The following is a 19,007-nucleotide window of genomic DNA, read 5'->3' as shown; positions in this document are numbered from 1 at the left end:
GTTTCCCATGAGCAGTTACAATGTGGAAAGATTTAAAGAAATCTTTGAAAAAAATTTTACTTACCTGTCAGGCTTTTTAAGAAATGTTAAAAAATTTCCTGAAAAAGTAGCTCTTATTGATACAGACACTGCAAGACAGTGGACATACAGTGAGCTTAATAAAGAAGCAAACAGGTTTGCTTCAGCCTTAATTGAGGAAGGAGCAAAAAAGGGCGATGTTGTTATGTTTCAGCTTATGAATGTCCCGGAATTTGCTTTTATCTGGCTTGGATGTCAGAAAACTGGAACTGTAAGCAGTCCTGTAAATTTCAGACTTTCTTCGGGTGAAACTGCCTATACAATAGATGATTCGCAACCACGGATTTTTATATTTGACATAGCTTTAAAAGAAATGGTAAAGGAAGCAATTAAACTTTCAAAACATAAACCAAAAAGATTGATTTATGTAGGACATGGAGAATGTGAGTTTGCAATACCCTATGAAGAATATGTAAAAGGAAAACCGGATTTTGAGCCAATAGAACCTCCTCAGGAGGCTTATTCTGAAGTTACAAGGCTTTATACATCAGGAACAACTGGAAGACCTAAGGGAGTTCCTCTTAATAATATAAATGAAGTTTTAACAGCCATTGATGTAATTGTCAGTCTTGGCTTGAATAAAAACGATATTTTACTTAATCTTTCTCCATGGTTTCATCGTGGAGGGATTCACATCGGAGGTCCAAATCCAGGACTTTATCTTGGTGCAACAATTGCATCAATGAAAGCCTTTTATCCAAAACCTGCGTTAGAAGCAATAGAAAAATATAAAGTCACATTTATAATTGGTGTTCCTACAATGTATAAGGTCATGATGGAGGAACAGAAAAAGCATCATCATGATTTAAGCTCTTTAAGAGGTCTTGTAAGCATGGGTTCTCCACTTGACAGAGCACTTTGTATTGAGATGCAGAATGTATTTACTCCAAACATTTTCAACGGGTACGGCACCTCTGAAACATTCTGGAATACTCTCTTAATACCGGAAGATCTTCCTCAGATGGCTGGAACTGCTGGCAGGGCAGTTTTATTTGATGAGGTTAGAGTAGTAAGAGTTTATGAAGACAGACTTGCAGAACCAGAAGAAATTGTTAAAAAAGACAATCAGGAAGTTGGCGAAGTCATTATAAAATCACTTAAATGCAGTTATGATTACCACAACAAACCTGAAGAGACAAATAAAAAAATTAACAAAGAATGGTTTTATACAGGAGACCTTGCTACATGGGATGAAAATGATTATATAACAATCGTTTCAAGAAAAGATGATATGGTTATTGTAGGAGGAGAAAACATTTATCCAATTCAAATAGAAGAAGTAATACAGGAGCATCCAAAGGTAATGTATTGTGCAGTTGTGGGAGTTCCTGATGAAAAAAGAGGACAGGCTCTGGTAGCCTATGTTGTAAAAAAAGATGAAACCTTAACTCTTGAGGAACTTAAAAATTTCATATCAAAACATCCCATGCTTCCAGCCTACAAAAGACCTCGTTACTGGAGATTTCTTGATTCCCTTCCAATGACAGCTACAGGAAAGAAACAACATTATAAACTTAGAGAACAAGCCAGAGAAGACTTAAAAAATGGCTTACTTTTAAGATAATTCAGGAGGTGTAAGATGGGGTAATTATTTTATTTTTGATCTTTTTGTTGTCTTTTCCTTTTTTTGCCTTTGCAATTGAACATGAGACAGGGGGTGCCATAAGACTCAGACAGGAAATACTTGATAATTTCATTTACCTTGGAACAACCCACTCACCAGCTGATGATAGAAGCTATTTTAGATTGAGAATTCAACTCTGGGATAATGTTAAGTTTAATGATAAAATCTCTCTTTACGCAAGACTGGCAACAGAGCCGAGATATCATGTTTCAGGTCCATATCGGGTTACTCTTGACAATGGAACAAATTTAAAAAGGCTTGATCAGGATGAAATCTTTATTGACAACCTTTATTTAGATCTTAAAACTCCCTTTAACCTTCCCTTAAACCTCAGAATCGGAAGACAGGATTTTCTTGGAAAAGACATGTATGGAGAAGGATTTATAATTTTTGATGGAACTCCTGCTGATGGATCAAGAAGCTTTTATTTCAATGCTGTTAAACTTCAGCTTATCTTAGCTGAAGGACATACTGTTGACTTTGTTTACATATCAGATCCTGTAACAGATGTTTATCTTCCGAGCCTTCATCCTTCTGCATATGATACAGAAAAAGAAACAAGCAGGCTTTATATAAATCACAAAAAAAGAGTTACTGCCACTCATGAACAGGGCTTTTTAATATATGGAAGAAATAAACTCTCTCAGAAATTTACAGTTGAGCCATATTATCTTTACAAGACAGAGGATGAATGGGATGGCAACCCTGAGCTTAATTTTCATACTTTTGGAATGAGAGCAGTCTTCAAGATAAACGATGAATGGTCATTAAGAGGAGAAATGGCTCGCCAGATTGGTAAATACTCTGATGGGAAAGATAAAACAGGATTTGGTGGATATATTTTTTTAGCAAAGGCTTTTCCACAGGTAAAACTATCTCCAAAAATTGAAGCAGGCTTTGTTTATTTATCTGGAGATAATAGAAATACACCTAATAAAGATGAATCATGGAATCCTCCTTTTTCAAGAGCTGCATTTACAAATGAGCTCTTTGCATATATAGTTATTCCAGAGACTTTATCAAAAGGAGGTCCGATACCGGGTTACTGGACAAACTTAAAGGAAGTGGTAACAAAATTAATTTTAACTCCTTCCAAAAATGCTAATCTTTGTTTTTCATATCAGCATCTCTGGGCAGATAAAAAAACTAATTTCATAGGAACACTTAGTCAGATGTTTTCAAACGAAGGTTATGACAGAGGGCATATGTTAACTTTTCTTGGAACATATCAGTTTACAAAAAATATTGACGGACTTTTACAGTTTGAATACTTCATACCTGAAGACTTTTATACATCAAAAGCAAAAAATGCCACATTTATAAGATGGCAAATTCAGTATAAACTTTAGAAGGAGTCAGTAAGATGAAAATTGATGTTACAACGCTTTATGGAAGAAGAGCAATTAATAGATGGGAAAGAGTTTCAGTCGGTGATATTATGGAAAGAGTTACATGGTCTTTTCCTGATAAAGAAGCTTTAATTGCATGGGCTGGTGCTTGCTCTGATGAATCATTAAAAAGAGTAACATACAGACAGGGTGATAGAATTGCAAATCAGTTTGCAAATGCTTTACTTGAACAAGGACTCAAAAGGGCAGATAGAGTTCTTTTTTATTGCGCCAATTCTGTAGAGTTTTTTCTGGCTCAGATAGGGACAATAAAAGCTGGCGGAGTGATAGTTCCTGTAAATGTTATGTTAGCTCCAGATTTACTGGATTACATAATAAATCATGTGGAACCAAGCTTTTTAGTTACAGATACGAAAACCTATCCAAGAGCACAGGAGATTTTTAAAAGAAGTAAAATTCATCCCCTTGTTACAATTCCAATAGGTGGAGATGCTGTATCTGGAAGCAAAAGTTTTTTTGAATTTATTGAATCCCAACCCGATTCCGAGCCAGAAGTGGAAATACACGGAGATGATATATTTCAGATTCAATATACAGCAGGAACCACAGGAATGCCAAAAGGAGTTATGCATTCTCATATTTACATGTATTTTTGTGGAATTGGCTGGGCAATGAGCCATAGAGGAGTTTTACTTACAGAAACTGATATAAGAACAGGAATTTTTTATCCAATTTTTCACATAGCCTGTCAGGGAATGACTTTTGGTACTCTTCTTTGCGGCGGAACTGCTATCATTTCAAGAGGAATTGATCATTACAGCATGGCAGAGGCTATATCTAAGGAAAAAATAACATGGGTTTTTGCTGCGCCACATGATTTTTACAGAATCTGTGAAATAATAGAGGAAAATCCAGAAAAATATGATACAACATCTCTTAAGGCGATTTCTTATGGATGGGGACCTTTCAGACCTGATTATGATAAAAGAATGAGAAAGATATTTGAAGAAAATCTTTTAATTGTTGGAAATGATGGGCAGACTGAATGCGTGTATGATACAAGAATGTGGCATCATAAGTGGTATAAAAAGTACGAAGAAAAAGAACCTGCTTTTAATTATCTTGGAGTACCTCATCCTTTTTACGCAACAACAATAATGGATGACAGTGGTAAAATATGTGCTCCTGGAATTGTAGGACACAAAGTTATGCGTTCTCCTGTTATGATGGCAGGATATTACAAAGATGAAGAAGCAACCCGTCACGCTTTCAGATTTGGATGGTTTGATGGAGGAGATGCAGCTATGTATGATGAAGAAGGGCTTATTATAATGGTTGACAGATACAAGGATATAATAAAATGCGGTGGTGCCAATGTTTCAAGCATCCGTGTTGAACAGATTTTAAAACTTCATCCAAAGGTAGAAAATGTTGCAGTAGTTGGACTTCCTCATCCAAAATGGGAGGAAGCTCCTGTAGCCTTTGTTGTTTTAAAAGAAGGAGAAAATACAACAGAAAAAGAATTATTATCTTTTTGTAGATACAGGCTTGCTTTTTATGAAATTCCTAAAGCTATAATCTTTATAGAAAGTCTTCCACAGACAGTGGGTGGAAAAATTCAGAAATATAAACTGAAAGAGGAGTATAAAAATCTTTTTATATGATTCCAGTCCTGTTTAAAAAGTTATGTCCTAACTGCGGTGGGGAGATAAACTCTCAAAGACTGGAAAAAGGTCTTCCCTGTGAAAAATGCCTTCCCGATGAAGAGATTGATCCCTGTAAATTCATAGAATCAGGAAATTATATAGAAATTTGCCAGATTAACGAACATGTTAAAAAATGGGAAAACCATTTTGAAAAATGTATAAAATCAAACCCATGGAGTCTTCAAAAAACATGGGCAAAAAGAGTTTTTTCTGGCAGTTCCTTTGCTCTTTTAGCACCAACAGGAGTTGGCAAAACTTCTTTTGGAATCTCTATGGCATCATATCTTGCAAGGGAAGATAAAAAGTCATACATTATTGTGCCAACAAAACTTTTAGTTGAACAGGTCTGTAAGCGTTTAGAAGATTTTGGACTTAAAGATGAGATTCTTGCTTTTAATGAAACCACTGCAAAACTTAAAGAAAGACTAAAAAAAGAGGATTTCAAAGTTCTCATTACCACATCAATGTTCCTTTATAAAAATCAGAAAATAATTCCAGAAAACTTCAACTTTATTTTTATTGACGATGTAGATTCCTTTTTAAAAACAGCCAAAAATGTTGATAAAGTTCTCTATTTACTCGGATTTTCTCCATCTGACATTGCAAAAGCTCTTGAACTCATTTTACTTAAAGCAAAGGCTAACAAAACTGATACTGACTGGAAAAAGATAAATGAAATTCAGAAAGAGCTTGACAAATTAAAAAGTCACAAGAAAGGTGTGCTTGTGGTATCTTCTGCCACCAGTCAACCTCGTTCAAAGAGAATAAAAATTTTTCGTGAACTTCTGGGATTTGAAATTGGCACTCCCACATTTTATTTAAGAAATGTTGTTGATGTCTTTACTGAAAGAGGTTCATTGGTTGAATGGATTAAAAAACTTGGTAATGGAGGGCTGGTTTTTATCTCTTCTGATAAAGGGAAAGAGGGAATAAATGAAGTTATAAGGGAATTCAAAAAAAATGGAATAAAGGCAGTATCCTATGAAAATATAAATGATACAGCAATACACAGTTTTGAAACAGGTAAAGTAGATGTTTTAGTGGGTATAGCTTCTTATAAAAATCCTTTAGCTCGTGGATTTGACATGCCCCATGCTGTCAGATACGCACTTTTTCATGGAGTACCAAAAATTGTTATTTCCTTAAAGTTTGAATCAAACCTGAGTCATCTTTTATGGTCAGTCTCTTCAATTCGTTCTTTTATTGTTAAAAAATTACCAGAATACACACAGAAAATAAACAGCTGGATTAATCAATTAAGAAAATTTCAATCTCTAACCGAAGAGTTTATAAGTTTAAAACACTCTCTCAGAAAGAGAATAGACAGTTTAAGAGAAGAAATCGGCAATTTTTTCTCATCAAAAGAAGTTTTGAATTTACTGAATTCTTCTGACGAAATAACACTTAGATTCACTGAAGAAGGCTATCTTATGATGGTATCCGATGCTACGGGGTATCTACAGGCAAGTGGAAGAACTTCAAGAATGTATGCGGGTGGAATTACAAAGGGACTTTCATTAATTTTAGTAGATGATAAAGCTACTTTTAAACATCTTATGAGAAAGGTAAAATGGTTCAGTGATGAAATAAAGTTTTTGCCTGTAGAGGAGATTGACTTAGACAGTATTTTAAAAGAAATTGATAGGGACAGGGCAAAAATTAAAGAGTTTTTCAAAACAAAGAAACATGAGGACAGTAAAGATCCACTGAAACCTGTTTTAATTATTGTAGAGTCTCCAAATAAAGCAAGAACCATTGCAAACTTTTTTGGCAAACCTGTAAAAAGAAAAATCTTTGATCATGACATTTTTGAAACATCCATTGAAGACAGATATATAATGCTTACATCCTCTTATGGACACATTCTTGATTTGATAAAAAATGAAGCTTTTTATGGAGTATTAGTTAACAAGAACATTATTCCAATTTATGAAACCATTGAAGATAAAGACTCAATAATCAAAAGCATAAGAAAAATTGCTGTAGAGGCAGAGCAGGTTCTTATTGCTACAGATCCCGATACTGAAGGAGAAAAGATAGGCTGGGATATTCACGAGATATTAAAACCCTACGTGAAAGATATAAAGAGAATGGAATTTCACGAAGTTACTAAAAAAGCAGTAATTAAAGCATTAAAAGAACCAAGAGATTTTGATTTAAATCTTGTTAAAGCCCAGATCGTAAGAAGAATTGCTGATAGATGGATTGGATTTGAGTTTTCTCAGTTACTTCAAAAAAATTTCGGAAAACAAACTCTTTCAGCTGGAAGAGTTCAAACTCCTGTATTAGGCTGGATAATTAACAGGGAAAAGGAATACAAAGAAAAAATCTATAAAGTTGTATTTTTAATAGGAGAAAATAATAAAAAACTAAGAATTAGTTTTGACTTTGAAGATAAACAGGAAGCCATGAAATTTTTTGCCGGTTTAAAAGAAGCTCAAATTGAAATTATTTCAGAGGAAGAAAAAATAGAAATGCCTCAACCTCCTTACAGAACTGATACGATGCTTAAAGATGCTGGAGATTTTTATAAATTTTCCCTACCAAAAACAATGGAACTTGCTCAAACCCTTTTTGAACTTGGATTTATAACTTATCACAGAACAGACTCTCAAAGAGTCTCTGATGCTGGAATTAATGTGGCAAAGGAATTCATAAAAGAAGAGTTTGGTCTGGAATACTTTTTACCAAGACTCTGGTTTGAAGGAGGTGCCCATGAATGCATCAGACCTACAAAAGCAATTGAACCTGAAGAATTAAGCTCAATGCTCATAACTGGACAGATTGAAGGACTAAGTAAAGAACATCTTCTTCTTTATGAAATGATTTTTAGAAGATTTATTGCAAGCCAGATGAGACCAGTTAAGTCTAAATATAGAGAAATTCTAATCAAAGCATTGGATAAACAACAAAAAATTAACTTGCGGACAGAGATAATTGAAGACGGCTGGAACAGAATTTTAAAAATTGAGACTTATCCTGCGGAAGAAGGTATTTTTAATATAGAAAATACCAAACAAATCAAACAACAGCCAAAGGTTTATCTTTACACTTACAGTGAGCTTGTAGCAAAAATGAAGGAAAAGGGAATTGGAAGACCTTCAACCTATGCCAGCATTGTTGAAAAACTCCTTGATAGAAAATATATCTTTGAATCAAAAGGCTTTTTAATTCCTACAGAGCTTGGTAAAACCGTGTATTTTTATTTAAATCAAAAAGAAGAGATAAAAAGCTTTCTTTCCGAAGAATTTACAGAACAGCTTGAATCATTCATGGATAAAGTGGAAGAAGGTATTATTGATTATGAAAAACTGCTTCATGATTTATATAAAAAGATTTTAAAAACAAGAAAACGTTGAGAATTCTACTTTTTTAAAGCTTGAATTAAAATATTTTTTAAAATTTCTGCCACCCCTAAAACTTTTTCACTCACTGATTTTCCAAAATCCGTATTTTCAGGTTGAATGCCAATTATGAAGATTTCAGTTTTGATTTTTGATCTTATGTATTCAATACACATTTTAAGATTACTCTGATGGCTTGAGATTCCTGTGTGCAGTAAATTCTCCTCTTTTAAAAAAACTACTGCTGCAGGTTCATGATTCATATGCACAGCATCAATAAAAATAACTGTATCTGGTTTATGCTGGATTATTTTGTCAATAAATCTCTCAGGTTTATCTTCACAGTCAATCAATATTGCATTTATTTTTTCATTACTAAGTGCTTTTACAATGTATGAACCTACGGCATCATCTCCTCTTAAGGGATTGCCTATTCCTGCGATTAAAACCCTTCCTTTAATCTGTTTTAAAAATTCATTCAATTCCAATTTGTTCTGCCACAAGAGGTTTTATTTTCTTTTTTGATATTCCAAGAGCTTGAGCAATTCCAAAGAGAATTGCCTCAGGACGGGGAGGACATCCTGGGATGTATAAATTTACTGGAATTACTTTATCAACTCCACCAACTACATTGTAGCTGTCAAACCATATTCCACCTGCTGTTGCACAGGAGCCAAGAGCAATAACAATCTTTGGCTCAGGAGTTGCTTCATAAACTGATTTAACAAACTCTACAGTAGGTCTTGTTACAGGTCCTGAAATAACAAGTGCATCTGCATGTCGTGGAGAACTTACTGCTTTCATTCCAAATCTTTCAATGTCATAGTAAGGAGTAAGTACATCAAGAAGTTCTATATCACAGCCATTGCATGCTCCTGTGTTTACATGAAATATCCATATTGATTTTTTTAGTGCCTTTTGAGCTAATTTTTTAAGCAAAGACATCTTAAGCCTCCTTTAGCCAGCGATTTTTATAATTCCCTTTGTTGCCATGTCAATAACAGGATGAATAATTTCTGGATATATTCCAAAAATGATTAATACTACAGCAAAAACTCCAGTACAAAATATCATTGAAAAAGGCACAGGGCTTGTGAAAACCTCAATTTTTTCATTTTTCTCCCAGAATATTGATATTGCTGTCCTTAAAAGAGCAATGGCACAGATAAACTCTGATAAAATTAAGACTATTGATACCCATAAAAAACCTTCACTGGTAATGGCAATAAATATTGTAACTGAACTTAAAAAGCTTGCAAAAAGTGGCATTCCTCCTGCTGCCAGTGAACCGATAAAAAACAATATGGTAATCGTAGGCATTTTGCCAATTGATCTCTTTATTTCCTCAATTTTTCTGCTTCCTGTGGCATAGATTATTGCTCCTGCTGAAAAAAATAATATCCCTTTCATAACAGTATGATTTATAATATGGAAAATGCCTCCGAATAATCCTTCATAACTCTTCAAAGCCAGAGCTGACGCTATAAATCCCATCTCACTTATGCTTATGTAGGCAATCAATTTTTTGATATCTCTTTGATTAAATGCAAGGATAGCGCCAATCAACATGCTTAATGATGAAAGGGTTATCACAAGAGTCTTTATTTCTTCGTAATTAAGAGAGAATATTGTTACTGTGCGGGCTAATCCATAAAATCCAAGCTTTGTTACTGCTCCAGCTAAAAATACTGTAATTGAAGATGGAGACTCTGCATAGGAGTCAGGCAACCAGAGATGGAATGGAATTAATCCTGCTTTTGTGAAAAATCCAACAATGAATAAAAATGCAGACAGAAGGGCAATATTTCGCGGTAAACTTTTAATCACTTCTCCAATATTGCTTATCATTATAGGTTTTCCAGCAATGTAGAAAAGTAAAATAATTCCGAGCAAGCTAAAAAGAATTCCCACATTAACTAAAATTAAATATTTAAAACCTGCTTTCAATGATTCCTTATTTAAGTTGAAAACAACGAGATAAACTGAAAGAATGCTGCTTAATTCAACTGTAATATAAAGCCAGAAAAGATTGTTCAAAGTGAATGAAAGATTCATAAATGCTGTCCCGATAAGTATAACACTGTAATAAATATGAAAGCTTTCTTTTCTGTGTCCATAAACTCTAACAATATATTTTGGTGAATATAAAATTACCATCAAAGCAACAAATTCAACTATTAACTGCATGAGCAGACTTAATCCATCAATGTAAAAAATTTCTCCAGAAGATAAAGATTTTCCATCCGATGAAACTAATGAATTCCATGAAAGCACCGTTGACAGCATAGCTAAAATTATTGAAAAAGTGGAAAACAATTCCTTTACTAAAGCTCTTTTACCAAAAAGAAGAATTATTAAAGAACCTAAAGCTGGAGCTATAAAACTGAAAGTGAGCAGAATAAAACTCATTGTTCACTCCTTTGAGAGTTTAATTCTTTAAATTTCTTAATCTCTTCTCTAAAAAATACTTCATTCAGCCTTACAACAATATAGACAAAAAATAGCACTGCCACAACAAAATTGAAAGTTAATGAAATTTCAATAAGCTTTGGCATATGGGGAATCATGCTTATTATCAGGAAATGAATTCCGTTTTCAATAATAAAAAAGCTTATTATCATTTTCACCATGTCTTTTTTTGATATGAAAAGATAAAAACCATATATAGAAAGGGTTAATCCACAAGAAAAGCTTGAAAGCACCTCTGGCAATTGAGATGCTTTAAATATTTCAACAAAATGAAAACCAACAGAAAGAACAACTATTGATAAGGCTATAGAAAGAGGATGGGATACTGAAGGTTTTTCTTCTGTCTCAATTCTGTTTTTAAGACACTTAAGTAAAAAAACAGGCATTAAAACAGCTCTTACAATCAGATCAACTGTCCCTATTATATAAAAAGAAGGTATTTCATGGATGTAGCCAATAGCAAAGACTGCCACAACAATAAAAAGAGAATGGGGAACAAGACTTAAAGCGGAAAACTTTAAGCTTTTAGCTTCTCCTGCAAGAAAAGTAAAAAATAAAATTATAATGTAGAGTATCTCCATATTACACCCCTAAAAGTGCAAGAAATATAGATGTTAATGAAAAAATAGCAAGAGTAAGGTTATATTTCAGCGCCTGGTCAATTCTGAGTCTCGGATTTAAAGCTTCAATGAGAGTGCTTATAAATATAATTATTGAGACTTTTATCAAAGCAATGCCTGTGTTCAATAAAGAGTTTTCCAGCAGGGGCCAGGGAATAAAAATCTGAGTAAAAACAAGACAGAAAAGAACCTGCCTTGACATGTTAGCCCATTTAACGCATGCATATTTTGGTCCACTCAATTCAATAAGGACACCTTCTGCAATCTCCTGTTCAGCTTCAGATATATCAAAGGGAATTTTACCAATCAAAGCCTGAAGCGAGAGAAATACACAGACTGTTGCAAGAAGCATGGAAACATTTGGTCCACTGGCATGATACCATGTAACTATATCTCCAATTTTAAAAGACCCAGCATTTATAGCGCCTGTTATGAGAGCTATTGCAAGAATTGGCTCAACTGAGAGATGTAGCATCATTTTTCGTGATGCACCAATGTAAGCAAAGGGATTTTCAGAGGCAGATGCGGTAATAATTATTGCGATTCCAACAACTGTAATTATATAAATAAAAAGAAATATATCTCCCCAGAAGTTTAACGGTGGAGTTAATCCTGTTATAGGAATTAAAAGACAAGCCACTGCAATGCTTACAACTGACAGATATGGTGAAAGCCGGAAAAGTGGATTTATCGTTGATTTCAGGTCTTCCTTTCCCATTAATTTGATAATGTCATAATATGATTGAAGCGGAGGAGGTCCTACTCTGCTCTGTATCAATGCCCTTACTTTTCTGGTAAATCCATCAAAAAATGGAGAAAGGAGTAAAACGACAAATATATTTATAATTGATGAATATATGAGAAAATCTGAAATCATAACCTTCCTCCTGCAAAATAAAACAGTAAGATCATAACGAGAATGCTACCACATATAAGCCATGCAATATATTTTTTCGTTGTTAACCCGTGTATTTTATATAGTGATTCAAATATCTTTATCAAAATATTTGCCACTGGATAATAAAGCCATTCATCGGGATGAAGAATTTTTAAAACTCTTTCCGGTATTGAGATTTTGATTGACGGAGTTGTAACAGGATAAAATCCTTTAAATTGAATTTTTCCAATACTGAAGCTCACAAGGTCTTTAAAGGGCTGATAAAAACTATGTCCTCTATATGCTACTTCTTCAGGAACATGTTCTTTTCCACCATACCATGTTTCTACTTCTCTTTTAGGAGCCTGAGCATATTTTTCAAAGGAGAATATTAAAAGACATAGAATCAGCAATGGAATCATAACAAAAACAGGAAACCACGCACCCTGAGAATAATTTTTAATAAAGTTAATCTCAACCCCAGCAATATTGCCTGTAAAAACTGATGAAAAATCTGGTAAAGAGGCTGATGAAGCCGCGGTGGCAGCATAAATAATCTTTAAAGGGAAGATGGGAAATAATCCTGTTAAAATACAAAGTATTGCAAGGATTAACTGGGGCAAAACCATACTCCATGGTAAATTTCTTTTTTCATCAACTGTTCCCTGAAGCTTTCCCATAAAAGCAGAATTTACAAATTTAAGAAAAGATGCTAAAGTTACTGCAGAGATAAAAACAGAGATGATTCCGAAAACTATAAAAGCTCCTCTTATGAGGAAGAATACTTCTGACTGTTTTGCTGTCCAGATTGAGGACTCAAAAATAAGAAGTTTTGATATAAAACCATTAAATGGAGGAACTCCAGCAATTGATAGAGAGGCAATCAAAGCAGTGATTGCTGTAAGAGGCATTACTTTTATCAATCCTGAAACCCTGTTAAGGTCAGTTGTGCCTGTTTTATAAAAAATTGAGCCAGCATTTAAAAATAAAAGGCTTTTATAAATAGAATTATTGAAAACATGAAATAATCCTCCCACCAGTGCAATAGCACCGAGAAAGGGATTAATTTTTAAAAAATAAAGTCCAACACCAATTCCAAGAAGCATGTATCCTACCTGTCCAATTGCATGGAATGACATGAGTCTTTTAGCTTCATCCTGTGTTAAAGCAGCAATTGTTCCAATAAAGATTGAAAAAACTCCAGATGTTGCGATAATAAATCCCCATATCTGAGTATGAAAAGAAAGAGGAAGCACAGAACAGAAAAATCTCAGGAGAGCATAAACTGCAAGCTTTGACATTACTCCACCAAAGAAAGAAGAAGCTGATGACGGTGGCTGTGGATATGCATTTGGAAGCCAGAATCCAAAAGGAAGAACTCCAGCTTTTGTAACAAAGGCTATGAAAAAGCAGAACAAAATAAAATGAGCAACTCCTGGGTGATTGTTTATGATAAATGCAAAACCTTTATTTATTTCATGAAAAGAAAAATCATTGCTGTATGAATAAAGAATTACTGAGGCAAGAATTAAAAATGCTGTTGCCACATGAGTAGTAATAAAATACTGAAGTCCTCCTTTAATTGCTGGTTTCCTCTCTTTTTCAAAAACAACAAGAAACCACGAGCTAAGCGTCATAAACTCCCAGAAAACTATGAAAAATAGAATATCCTTTACAGAGACAACTCCCACAGATGAGATAAAAAGAAGCATTAAAAAGGGATAAAAACCAGCTGGTGAATTTGATTTATAAGCATTAAGATACTTCCACGAAAATAAAGACACGCAGAAGGAAATCAACGATATTATTAAAAGAAATAAAACAGAGAGAGAATCAATGCTTATAAGAAAAGAAGAGTTTAACAGAGGCTTAAGGGAAAAGAGATTATGTTCAACAATTTTGTTTGCAAGGAGTACATCTATGGAAAGATAAAAAAGACATGCTGATGATATAGCTGTCAGAAAAGCTATTAAAATTCCAGACAGATTTTTATTTTTAATAAAAGATGTTAATACTGCTGCAGAAATCAAAGTTAAAAATGAAATATAAAGATATTCCATCAATGCCCTCCTGATAAAGCTTTAACAAAGGGATAACCAATTAAAGGAGAGAGCAGACTCAAAATTAAAAGCAACATTAAACTGAGCTTCATTGATAAAGGAAGATTGTTACTGGCTTTCATTACCTTTTCTGATGCTTCTCCAAAGAAGACTCTATGCCCCACAAAAATATACCAGCAAAAGGAAAGAATGCTTTCAAAAATTGCAGTGATACCGAATGCTGTAGCGGCTGTATTTTTAATTTCAAAAGCTCCTGTAAAAATCATGAATTTACTCCAGAATCCTGAAAAAGGTGGAACTCCAATTATTGCAAACATTCCTGCAAGAAAACATGCAGTAAAAAGGGGAAATTTCTTTGAGACTCCCTGAAGTTCTTTAATACTTTTTGAGCCTGTTGCATAGGCAATTGCACCAACTGAGAGAAAAAGCAAACCCTTTGCAAATCCATGATTAATAATATGAAAAATTCCTCCACAACCTGCTGTTTTTGAACCATAGATTCCAAGAGATACACCAAGGAAAATATAGCCAAGATGTCCTATGGTTGAGTAGGCAAGCAGTTTTTTCAGGTCATCCTGAAGATAGTATAAAATTACAGAAAGCATCATTGTTGAAATAGCAATAATTCCTACAATAAAGGCTTCATTTTCTGTAAAAGAGGAGTTAGAAAGATAAATTCTTGCCATCAGATAAACTCCTGCTTTCACCATTGCTGCTGCATGAAGATAGGCACTTACTGGTGTTGGAGCTACCATTGCATCAGGTAACCAGGTAAAAAGGGGTATCTGAGCTGACTTTGCAGTGGCAGCAAAAAACAGAAGAGCAAAAACAATAAACTTACTGGATAAAGATAGTGAATCAATTACTGAAAAATCAAAGGATTTTGCCTGACAATACATTAAAGCAAGGGCAATTAAAAAGCCAATTCCACCGATATGAGTCATTATGAATGCTTTTAATCCAGAAAAAAGAGCCTTTTTGTCTTTTGTGTAAGAAATTAAAGCCCATGAACATAGAGTAGTTATTTCCCAGAAGAAAAATAACTGTAAAAAATTGACAGCTGTAACAACTCCAACCATTGCACCAATAAAAAGAAGTATAAGAAAGTAGTAACTTCCGTAGGGTTTGTAAAAGGGATGATCAGCATTCAAAGGAGACATATATCCACAGGAGTATGAAACTACAAAAAAGCCAATTACAGTTATAAGAATAAGTAAAATTAATGTGAGGGGATCACAAAAAACTCCGAAACTCAATTCAGCATTAAGCCATTTAAATAATGAAAAACTGTAATAAACTCTCATTGTTGAAAGAGATGTCTCAAAAATACTCAGCAGGCTGAATAAAAGTGTAATCAGACAAAATACAGAAGCAATAGGTCCAGCTTTATTTTTAAAAATATAAGATAGTAAAGCTCCGATAAATGGTGTAATCAATGTTAAATATAAGAAATCCATACTAACTCCTTAAGAAGCTGCTTTTCTTCTGCATTCAGGGCATATTTTAAGTTTACTAATCTGTTCCTCGCTTTTTTCCTGAAGCCTTTCAATCTGCTTTTTTAACATATTCAATGAAATAAAGGGTTTTCCACAAATGATGCATTTCACCATCTTTATTTTTATAACGATCTCAAGGTCTTTTTTGTTGTCAGTAGCAAGTTCATACTCATGAGTAATTCTGATTGCTTTCTCAGGACAGGCAGCAGCACATCTTCCACAATATATACATCTACCTGATGAAAACATGACGATTTTTTCGTCCTCATGATTTTCAATGGTTATTAATCTTGAAGGACATGTTTTTACACAGTTTCCACAACCTATACATTTGTTTGGGTCAACCTCAAGTCTTCCTCTCAGATTTTCAGGCGGAGTAACAGGAACAAAGGGATAAGGTCTTGTGATTTTTTTATGCCTTGATGAAAGTAAGAGAGCTTTTATTTTACTTTTAAACATTTTTTAATTCCTCTGCTGTATAAACTTTTACAGAATGTTTTTTTAAATCAAAAACTTCATATCTTTCAGTACAGGAAAAACATGGGTCAATACTTCCAATAATTAAAGGAGCATCGGCTATTGAAGCTCCTTTAAGCATAACAGAAAGAATCTGATAATTCTGATATGATGGAGCTCTCACACTCCATCTGTAAGGTCTTCCATCAGGACCAGTCATAACATAGTGAAAAAGCTGTCCTCTTGGTGCTTCAATGTAAGATATGGCTTCTTTCCACGGTTCAATTTTTGAGACTTTCACCGATGTTTGTCCTTCTGGAATATTTTCAATAATCTGCCTGAGAATGCTTATTGAAATCAAAATTTCTTCCAGTCTTACAAGGGTTCTTGCCCATACGTCTCCTGCTCTATTTAAAGGAACTCTGAAATTCAGCATCGGATAGGCAGCGTAGGGAAAATTAACTCTCATATCAATGTTTATTCCTGAAGCTCTTGCAACAGGACCGCATACGCAGTATTTTTTTGCCTCATCATTATTGAGAATCCCTACATTTTTAAATCTTAGCTGTATCACTTCATCATCAAGAATAATTTCTCTGAGCTCTCTTACTTCTCTTTCAATATCTGATATTACCTTTTCTATGTCTTTTAGATGCTCTGGTTGAACATCAATAGTGACTCCTCCAACAATATTTATTCCATAAGTTTTTCTATTTCCTGTTATAATCTCGCATATATACATAACGGGCTCACGAATTCTCCATGACTGCATAAAAAGCGTATCAAAACCAACAATATGAGCTGCAAGCCCTACCCATAAAAGGTGACTGTGAAGTCTCTCCAGTTCAAGAAACATGCTGCGGATAAACTTTGCCCTCAAGGGAATTTCAATATTTGCAGCTTTTTCAACTGCCTGACAGTATGCACAGGAATGAACAAATCCGCAGATACCGCAGATTCTTTCCGCAAGAAAAGGAATCTGCTGATAATTCAAAGCGCTTTCAGCAAGCTTTTCAATTCCTCTATGGACATAAAAACCTCTGTAGTCAAAATCAACAATCTCTTCTCCATCAACAATTAATCTAAAATATGCAGGCTCTTCAAGGGATGGATAAAATGGACCAATTGGAATAACTGTTTTACCTTCTTGTGGTTTCTTGAGAGGCTGAGGCTGTTTTGATTCAGGTGGTTTGGTGTTGTAGGAAAAATCTTTTCTTAAAGGATGTATTCCCTGTGGCCAGTTGTCAGGAAGAACAAGCCTTCTTGGATCAGGATGTCCTTCAAATTTTATCCCGAATAAGTCATTACATTCTCTTTCAGCCCATATTACTGCTGGAATTATTTCTGAGATTGATGCTATTGAAGGTTCAGAGGAATCCAGAGAAGTTTTTAAAATAACATTCATTTTATCATCAATAAGAGAGAAAAAATAATTAAGTTCAATCTGATTTCTCTGAGTAATAAAATCAATGGCTGTAAGATGGACAAATCTTGCTCGCTGCATCACAAGAAGTTTTGCAACCTCTTTTATTTGAGAGGGATTTGTGTGGATAACAAGATTTTCCTCGGTAGTTTCAATTTTTTCAGCTATATCCACAATATTTTCTGCAATTTTCTTCATAAATAAATTATTCCGGAAAAATTGTTTAATTTCAAATAACAATTATTAATATCAGGATAACATTTTTTTGGTATAATTTAAATGACTAAAAAAGTGAGATTGAGGCTGTTCATTAAAAATGATAACTTTGTCATGCGGAGCTTTTTAGTTGTCATGCCGTGGGTGGCATTATAGTTTTTGTCATTCCGAGGGGCTCAATGCCATTTTCATTGTCATTCCGAGGGTGGCATTCCACCAAAGGAATCTCTGAAATAGTGAGAACAAAGGAGATTCCTCGCCTGCCTCTGGCAGGCTCGGAATGACAAAGTATGGGCACAGGCTCGGAATGACAAAGTATGAGCAGGTTCGGAATGACAGAGAAAAAGGGGTTGGAATAACAGAAAAAGGGCTCGGAGTGACAGTAATTGAAAATTAATTATATTTGAAAGTTCTTGATTTTTCAAGAAATTGTAAATTTTTGAATAGTCTCAAAAATCTTTAAGTAGGAGGGATGTTATGAAAATTCTTATTGTCTATTACAGCACCTTTGGTAATACCTATAAGATGGCAAGATTGATAGCAGAAGGAGTTAAAGAAGCAGGAGGCGATCCTGTAATAAGAAAATGCCCTGAACTTATTCCAGAACAGGTTATTGCTTCAAGACCGGATATGCAGGCTGGTAGAGAAATGCAAAAGGATATACCTGTTGTTACTATTGATGATTTTAAAAATGCTGATGGATATGCCTTTGGAACTCCGACAAGATTTGGTAATGTATCTGCCCAGCTTAAAAATGTTATTGATCAGCTTGGTCCCTTGTGGATACAGAGAATTTTTGAAGGCAAACCAGCAGGAGTTTTTGTTTCAACAGGAACAATGCATGGAGGACAGGAAAGCACAATTTTGACATTTATGACTGTTTTGCTTCATCTTGGATTTGTTATTGTAGGTGTGCCTTACTCTGTTGCTGATCTTTATCTTACAAAAGGTGGAGGCTCTCCCTATGGACCAGGTCATGTAGCAGAAGCTGAAAACAAAAGAGAAATTGATGAAAACGAAGCAAATATCTGTAAAGCCTTTGGTAGAAGACTTACTGAAATAGCTAAAAAACTTAAAAGATAAATTTGCGCACAGAAGGTCTTAAAATTTTTAGAGTGCTCCTGCAGCCTGAATTTAAAAATCACTTGCTTTAGCTCGGGATAAAAAAATGTCATCTCAAGTTGCATATGAGGAATAACATTTTTATCGCCAAATTAAGAAAATAGCTTGACATTTTAATTTTTATTTGATAATCTTTATTCAAGAAAACTTTTTCGCAGGAGGTTAAA

14 protein-coding genes are annotated in these 19,007 nt (G+C 34.2%); 5 read left to right on the top strand and 9 right to left on the bottom strand.

What is annotated here, in order from left to right; translation table 11 throughout:
• Nucleotides 1–7: 7 nt before the first annotated feature.
• From V4D30_RS02455 to rgy, 4 genes are read left to right on the top strand one after another with little or no spacing between them, the layout of a single operon-like run.
• Complete coding sequence (locus V4D30_RS02455; protein WP_353684670.1) at nucleotides 8–1,642, top strand: class I adenylate-forming enzyme family protein; 1,635 nt, start codon at nucleotides 8–10, stop codon at nucleotides 1,640–1,642.
• A gap of 47 nt (nucleotides 1,643–1,689) precedes the next feature.
• On the top strand, nucleotides 1,690–3,051 hold the full coding sequence (locus V4D30_RS02450) for an alginate export family protein (protein WP_353684669.1): 1,362 nt from the start codon (nucleotides 1,690–1,692) through the stop codon (nucleotides 3,049–3,051).
• A 14-nt stretch (nucleotides 3,052–3,065) separates the two neighbouring features.
• Complete coding sequence (locus V4D30_RS02445; RefSeq protein WP_353684668.1) at nucleotides 3,066–4,715, top strand: AMP-binding protein; 1,650 nt, start codon at nucleotides 3,066–3,068, stop codon at nucleotides 4,713–4,715.
• On the top strand, nucleotides 4,712–8,116 hold the full coding sequence (rgy, locus tag V4D30_RS02440) for a reverse gyrase (RefSeq protein ID WP_353684667.1): 3,405 nt from the start codon (nucleotides 4,712–4,714) through the stop codon (nucleotides 8,114–8,116). The genes V4D30_RS02445 and rgy overlap by 4 nt, the downstream gene beginning before the upstream one ends.
• Nucleotides 8,117–8,121: 5 nt before the next feature.
• Here rgy and V4D30_RS02435 read toward each other — a convergent pair whose 3' ends face one another.
• Genes V4D30_RS02435 through V4D30_RS02395 form a run of 9 tightly spaced genes read right to left on the bottom strand, consistent with a single transcriptional unit; the run spans nucleotide 8,122 to nucleotide 17,700 of the window.
• Nucleotides 8,122–8,589 (bottom strand): hydrogenase 3 maturation endopeptidase HyCI, encoded by a 468-nt coding sequence (locus V4D30_RS02435; protein WP_353684666.1) that lies wholly within the window; start codon nucleotides 8,587–8,589, stop codon nucleotides 8,122–8,124.
• Nucleotides 8,576–9,046 carry an NADH-quinone oxidoreductase subunit B family protein gene (locus V4D30_RS02430; RefSeq protein ID WP_353684665.1) on the bottom strand — a complete coding sequence of 157 codons (471 nt, stop codon included), beginning with the start codon at nucleotides 9,044–9,046 and terminating at the stop codon, nucleotides 8,576–8,578. The genes V4D30_RS02435 and V4D30_RS02430 overlap by 14 nt, the downstream gene beginning before the upstream one ends.
• Before the next feature lie 12 nt (nucleotides 9,047–9,058).
• Nucleotides 9,059–10,510: a proton-conducting transporter membrane subunit gene (locus V4D30_RS02425; protein ID WP_353684664.1), complete on the bottom strand. Its 1,452-nt coding sequence runs from the start codon at nucleotides 10,508–10,510 to the stop codon at nucleotides 9,059–9,061.
• Nucleotides 10,507–11,151 carry a hypothetical protein gene (locus tag V4D30_RS02420; protein ID WP_353684663.1) on the bottom strand — a complete coding sequence of 215 codons (645 nt, stop codon included), beginning with the start codon at nucleotides 11,149–11,151 and terminating at the stop codon, nucleotides 10,507–10,509. The genes V4D30_RS02425 and V4D30_RS02420 overlap by 4 nt, the downstream gene beginning before the upstream one ends.
• 1 nt (nucleotide 11,152) lies before the next feature.
• Nucleotides 11,153–12,067, bottom strand: a complete 915-nt coding sequence (locus V4D30_RS02415; RefSeq protein ID WP_353684662.1) for an NADH-quinone oxidoreductase subunit H — start codon at nucleotides 12,065–12,067, stop codon at nucleotides 11,153–11,155.
• Nucleotides 12,064–14,127 (bottom strand): proton-conducting transporter membrane subunit, encoded by a 2,064-nt coding sequence (locus V4D30_RS02410; RefSeq protein ID WP_353684661.1) that lies wholly within the window; start codon nucleotides 14,125–14,127, stop codon nucleotides 12,064–12,066. The genes V4D30_RS02415 and V4D30_RS02410 overlap by 4 nt, the downstream gene beginning before the upstream one ends.
• Nucleotides 14,127–15,584: a hydrogenase 4 subunit D gene (locus tag V4D30_RS02405; RefSeq protein ID WP_353684660.1), complete on the bottom strand. Its 1,458-nt coding sequence runs from the start codon at nucleotides 15,582–15,584 to the stop codon at nucleotides 14,127–14,129. The genes V4D30_RS02410 and V4D30_RS02405 overlap by 1 nt, the downstream gene beginning before the upstream one ends.
• A gap of 9 nt (nucleotides 15,585–15,593) precedes the next feature.
• Nucleotides 15,594–16,082, bottom strand: coding sequence for a 4Fe-4S dicluster domain-containing protein (locus tag V4D30_RS02400; protein WP_353684659.1), 489 nt, complete (start codon nucleotides 16,080–16,082; stop codon nucleotides 15,594–15,596).
• Nucleotides 16,075–17,700 carry an NADH-quinone oxidoreductase subunit C gene (locus tag V4D30_RS02395; protein ID WP_353684658.1) on the bottom strand — a complete coding sequence of 542 codons (1,626 nt, stop codon included), beginning with the start codon at nucleotides 17,698–17,700 and terminating at the stop codon, nucleotides 16,075–16,077. Before V4D30_RS02395 ends, V4D30_RS02400 begins: the two co-directional genes overlap by 8 nt.
• Nucleotides 17,701–18,195: 495 nt before the next feature.
• On the opposite strand from V4D30_RS02395, the gene wrbA reads away from it, so the two are divergent.
• Nucleotides 18,196–18,801 carry an NAD(P)H:quinone oxidoreductase gene (wrbA, locus tag V4D30_RS02390; RefSeq protein WP_353684657.1) on the top strand — a complete coding sequence of 202 codons (606 nt, stop codon included), beginning with the start codon at nucleotides 18,196–18,198 and terminating at the stop codon, nucleotides 18,799–18,801.
• The last annotated feature ends 206 nt before the right edge of the window (nucleotides 18,802–19,007 follow it).

This window comes from Thermodesulfovibrio sp. 3907-1M, assembly GCF_040450955.1.
GTDB classification, from domain to species: Bacteria; Nitrospirota; Thermodesulfovibrionia; order Thermodesulfovibrionales; family Thermodesulfovibrionaceae; genus Thermodesulfovibrio; species Thermodesulfovibrio autotrophicus.
The sequence above is the reverse complement of the archived record's forward strand: the minus strand, read 5'-3'. Positions and strand labels throughout refer to the sequence as shown.

Bases quoted from the DNA above. Each gene is read 5' to 3' on its own strand.
- V4D30_RS02455 (WP_353684670.1), top strand. From the start codon at position 8: ATGAGCAGTTACAATGTGGAAAGATTTAAAGAAATCTTTGAAAAAAAT.
- V4D30_RS02445 (WP_353684668.1), top strand. From the start codon at position 3,066: ATGAAAATTGATGTTACAACGCTTTATGGAAGAAGAGCAATTAATAGA.
- rgy (WP_353684667.1), top strand. From the start codon at position 4,712: ATGATTCCAGTCCTGTTTAAAAAGTTATGTCCTAACTGCGGTGGGGAG.
- V4D30_RS02430 (WP_353684665.1), bottom strand. From the start codon at position 9,046: ATGTCTTTGCTTAAAAAATTAGCTCAAAAGGCACTAAAAAAATCAATA.
- V4D30_RS02425 (WP_353684664.1), bottom strand. From the start codon at position 10,510: ATGAGTTTTATTCTGCTCACTTTCAGTTTTATAGCTCCAGCTTTAGGT.
- V4D30_RS02420 (WP_353684663.1), bottom strand. From the start codon at position 11,151: ATGGAGATACTCTACATTATAATTTTATTTTTTACTTTTCTTGCAGGA.
- V4D30_RS02415 (WP_353684662.1), bottom strand. From the start codon at position 12,067: ATGATTTCAGATTTTCTCATATATTCATCAATTATAAATATATTTGTC.
- V4D30_RS02410 (WP_353684661.1), bottom strand. From the start codon at position 14,127: ATGGAATATCTTTATATTTCATTTTTAACTTTGATTTCTGCAGCAGTA.
- V4D30_RS02405 (WP_353684660.1), bottom strand. From the start codon at position 15,584: ATGGATTTCTTATATTTAACATTGATTACACCATTTATCGGAGCTTTA.
- V4D30_RS02400 (WP_353684659.1), bottom strand. From the start codon at position 16,082: ATGTTTAAAAGTAAAATAAAAGCTCTCTTACTTTCATCAAGGCATAAA.
- V4D30_RS02395 (WP_353684658.1), bottom strand. From the start codon at position 17,700: ATGAAGAAAATTGCAGAAAATATTGTGGATATAGCTGAAAAAATTGAA.
- wrbA (WP_353684657.1), top strand. From the start codon at position 18,196: ATGAAAATTCTTATTGTCTATTACAGCACCTTTGGTAATACCTATAAG.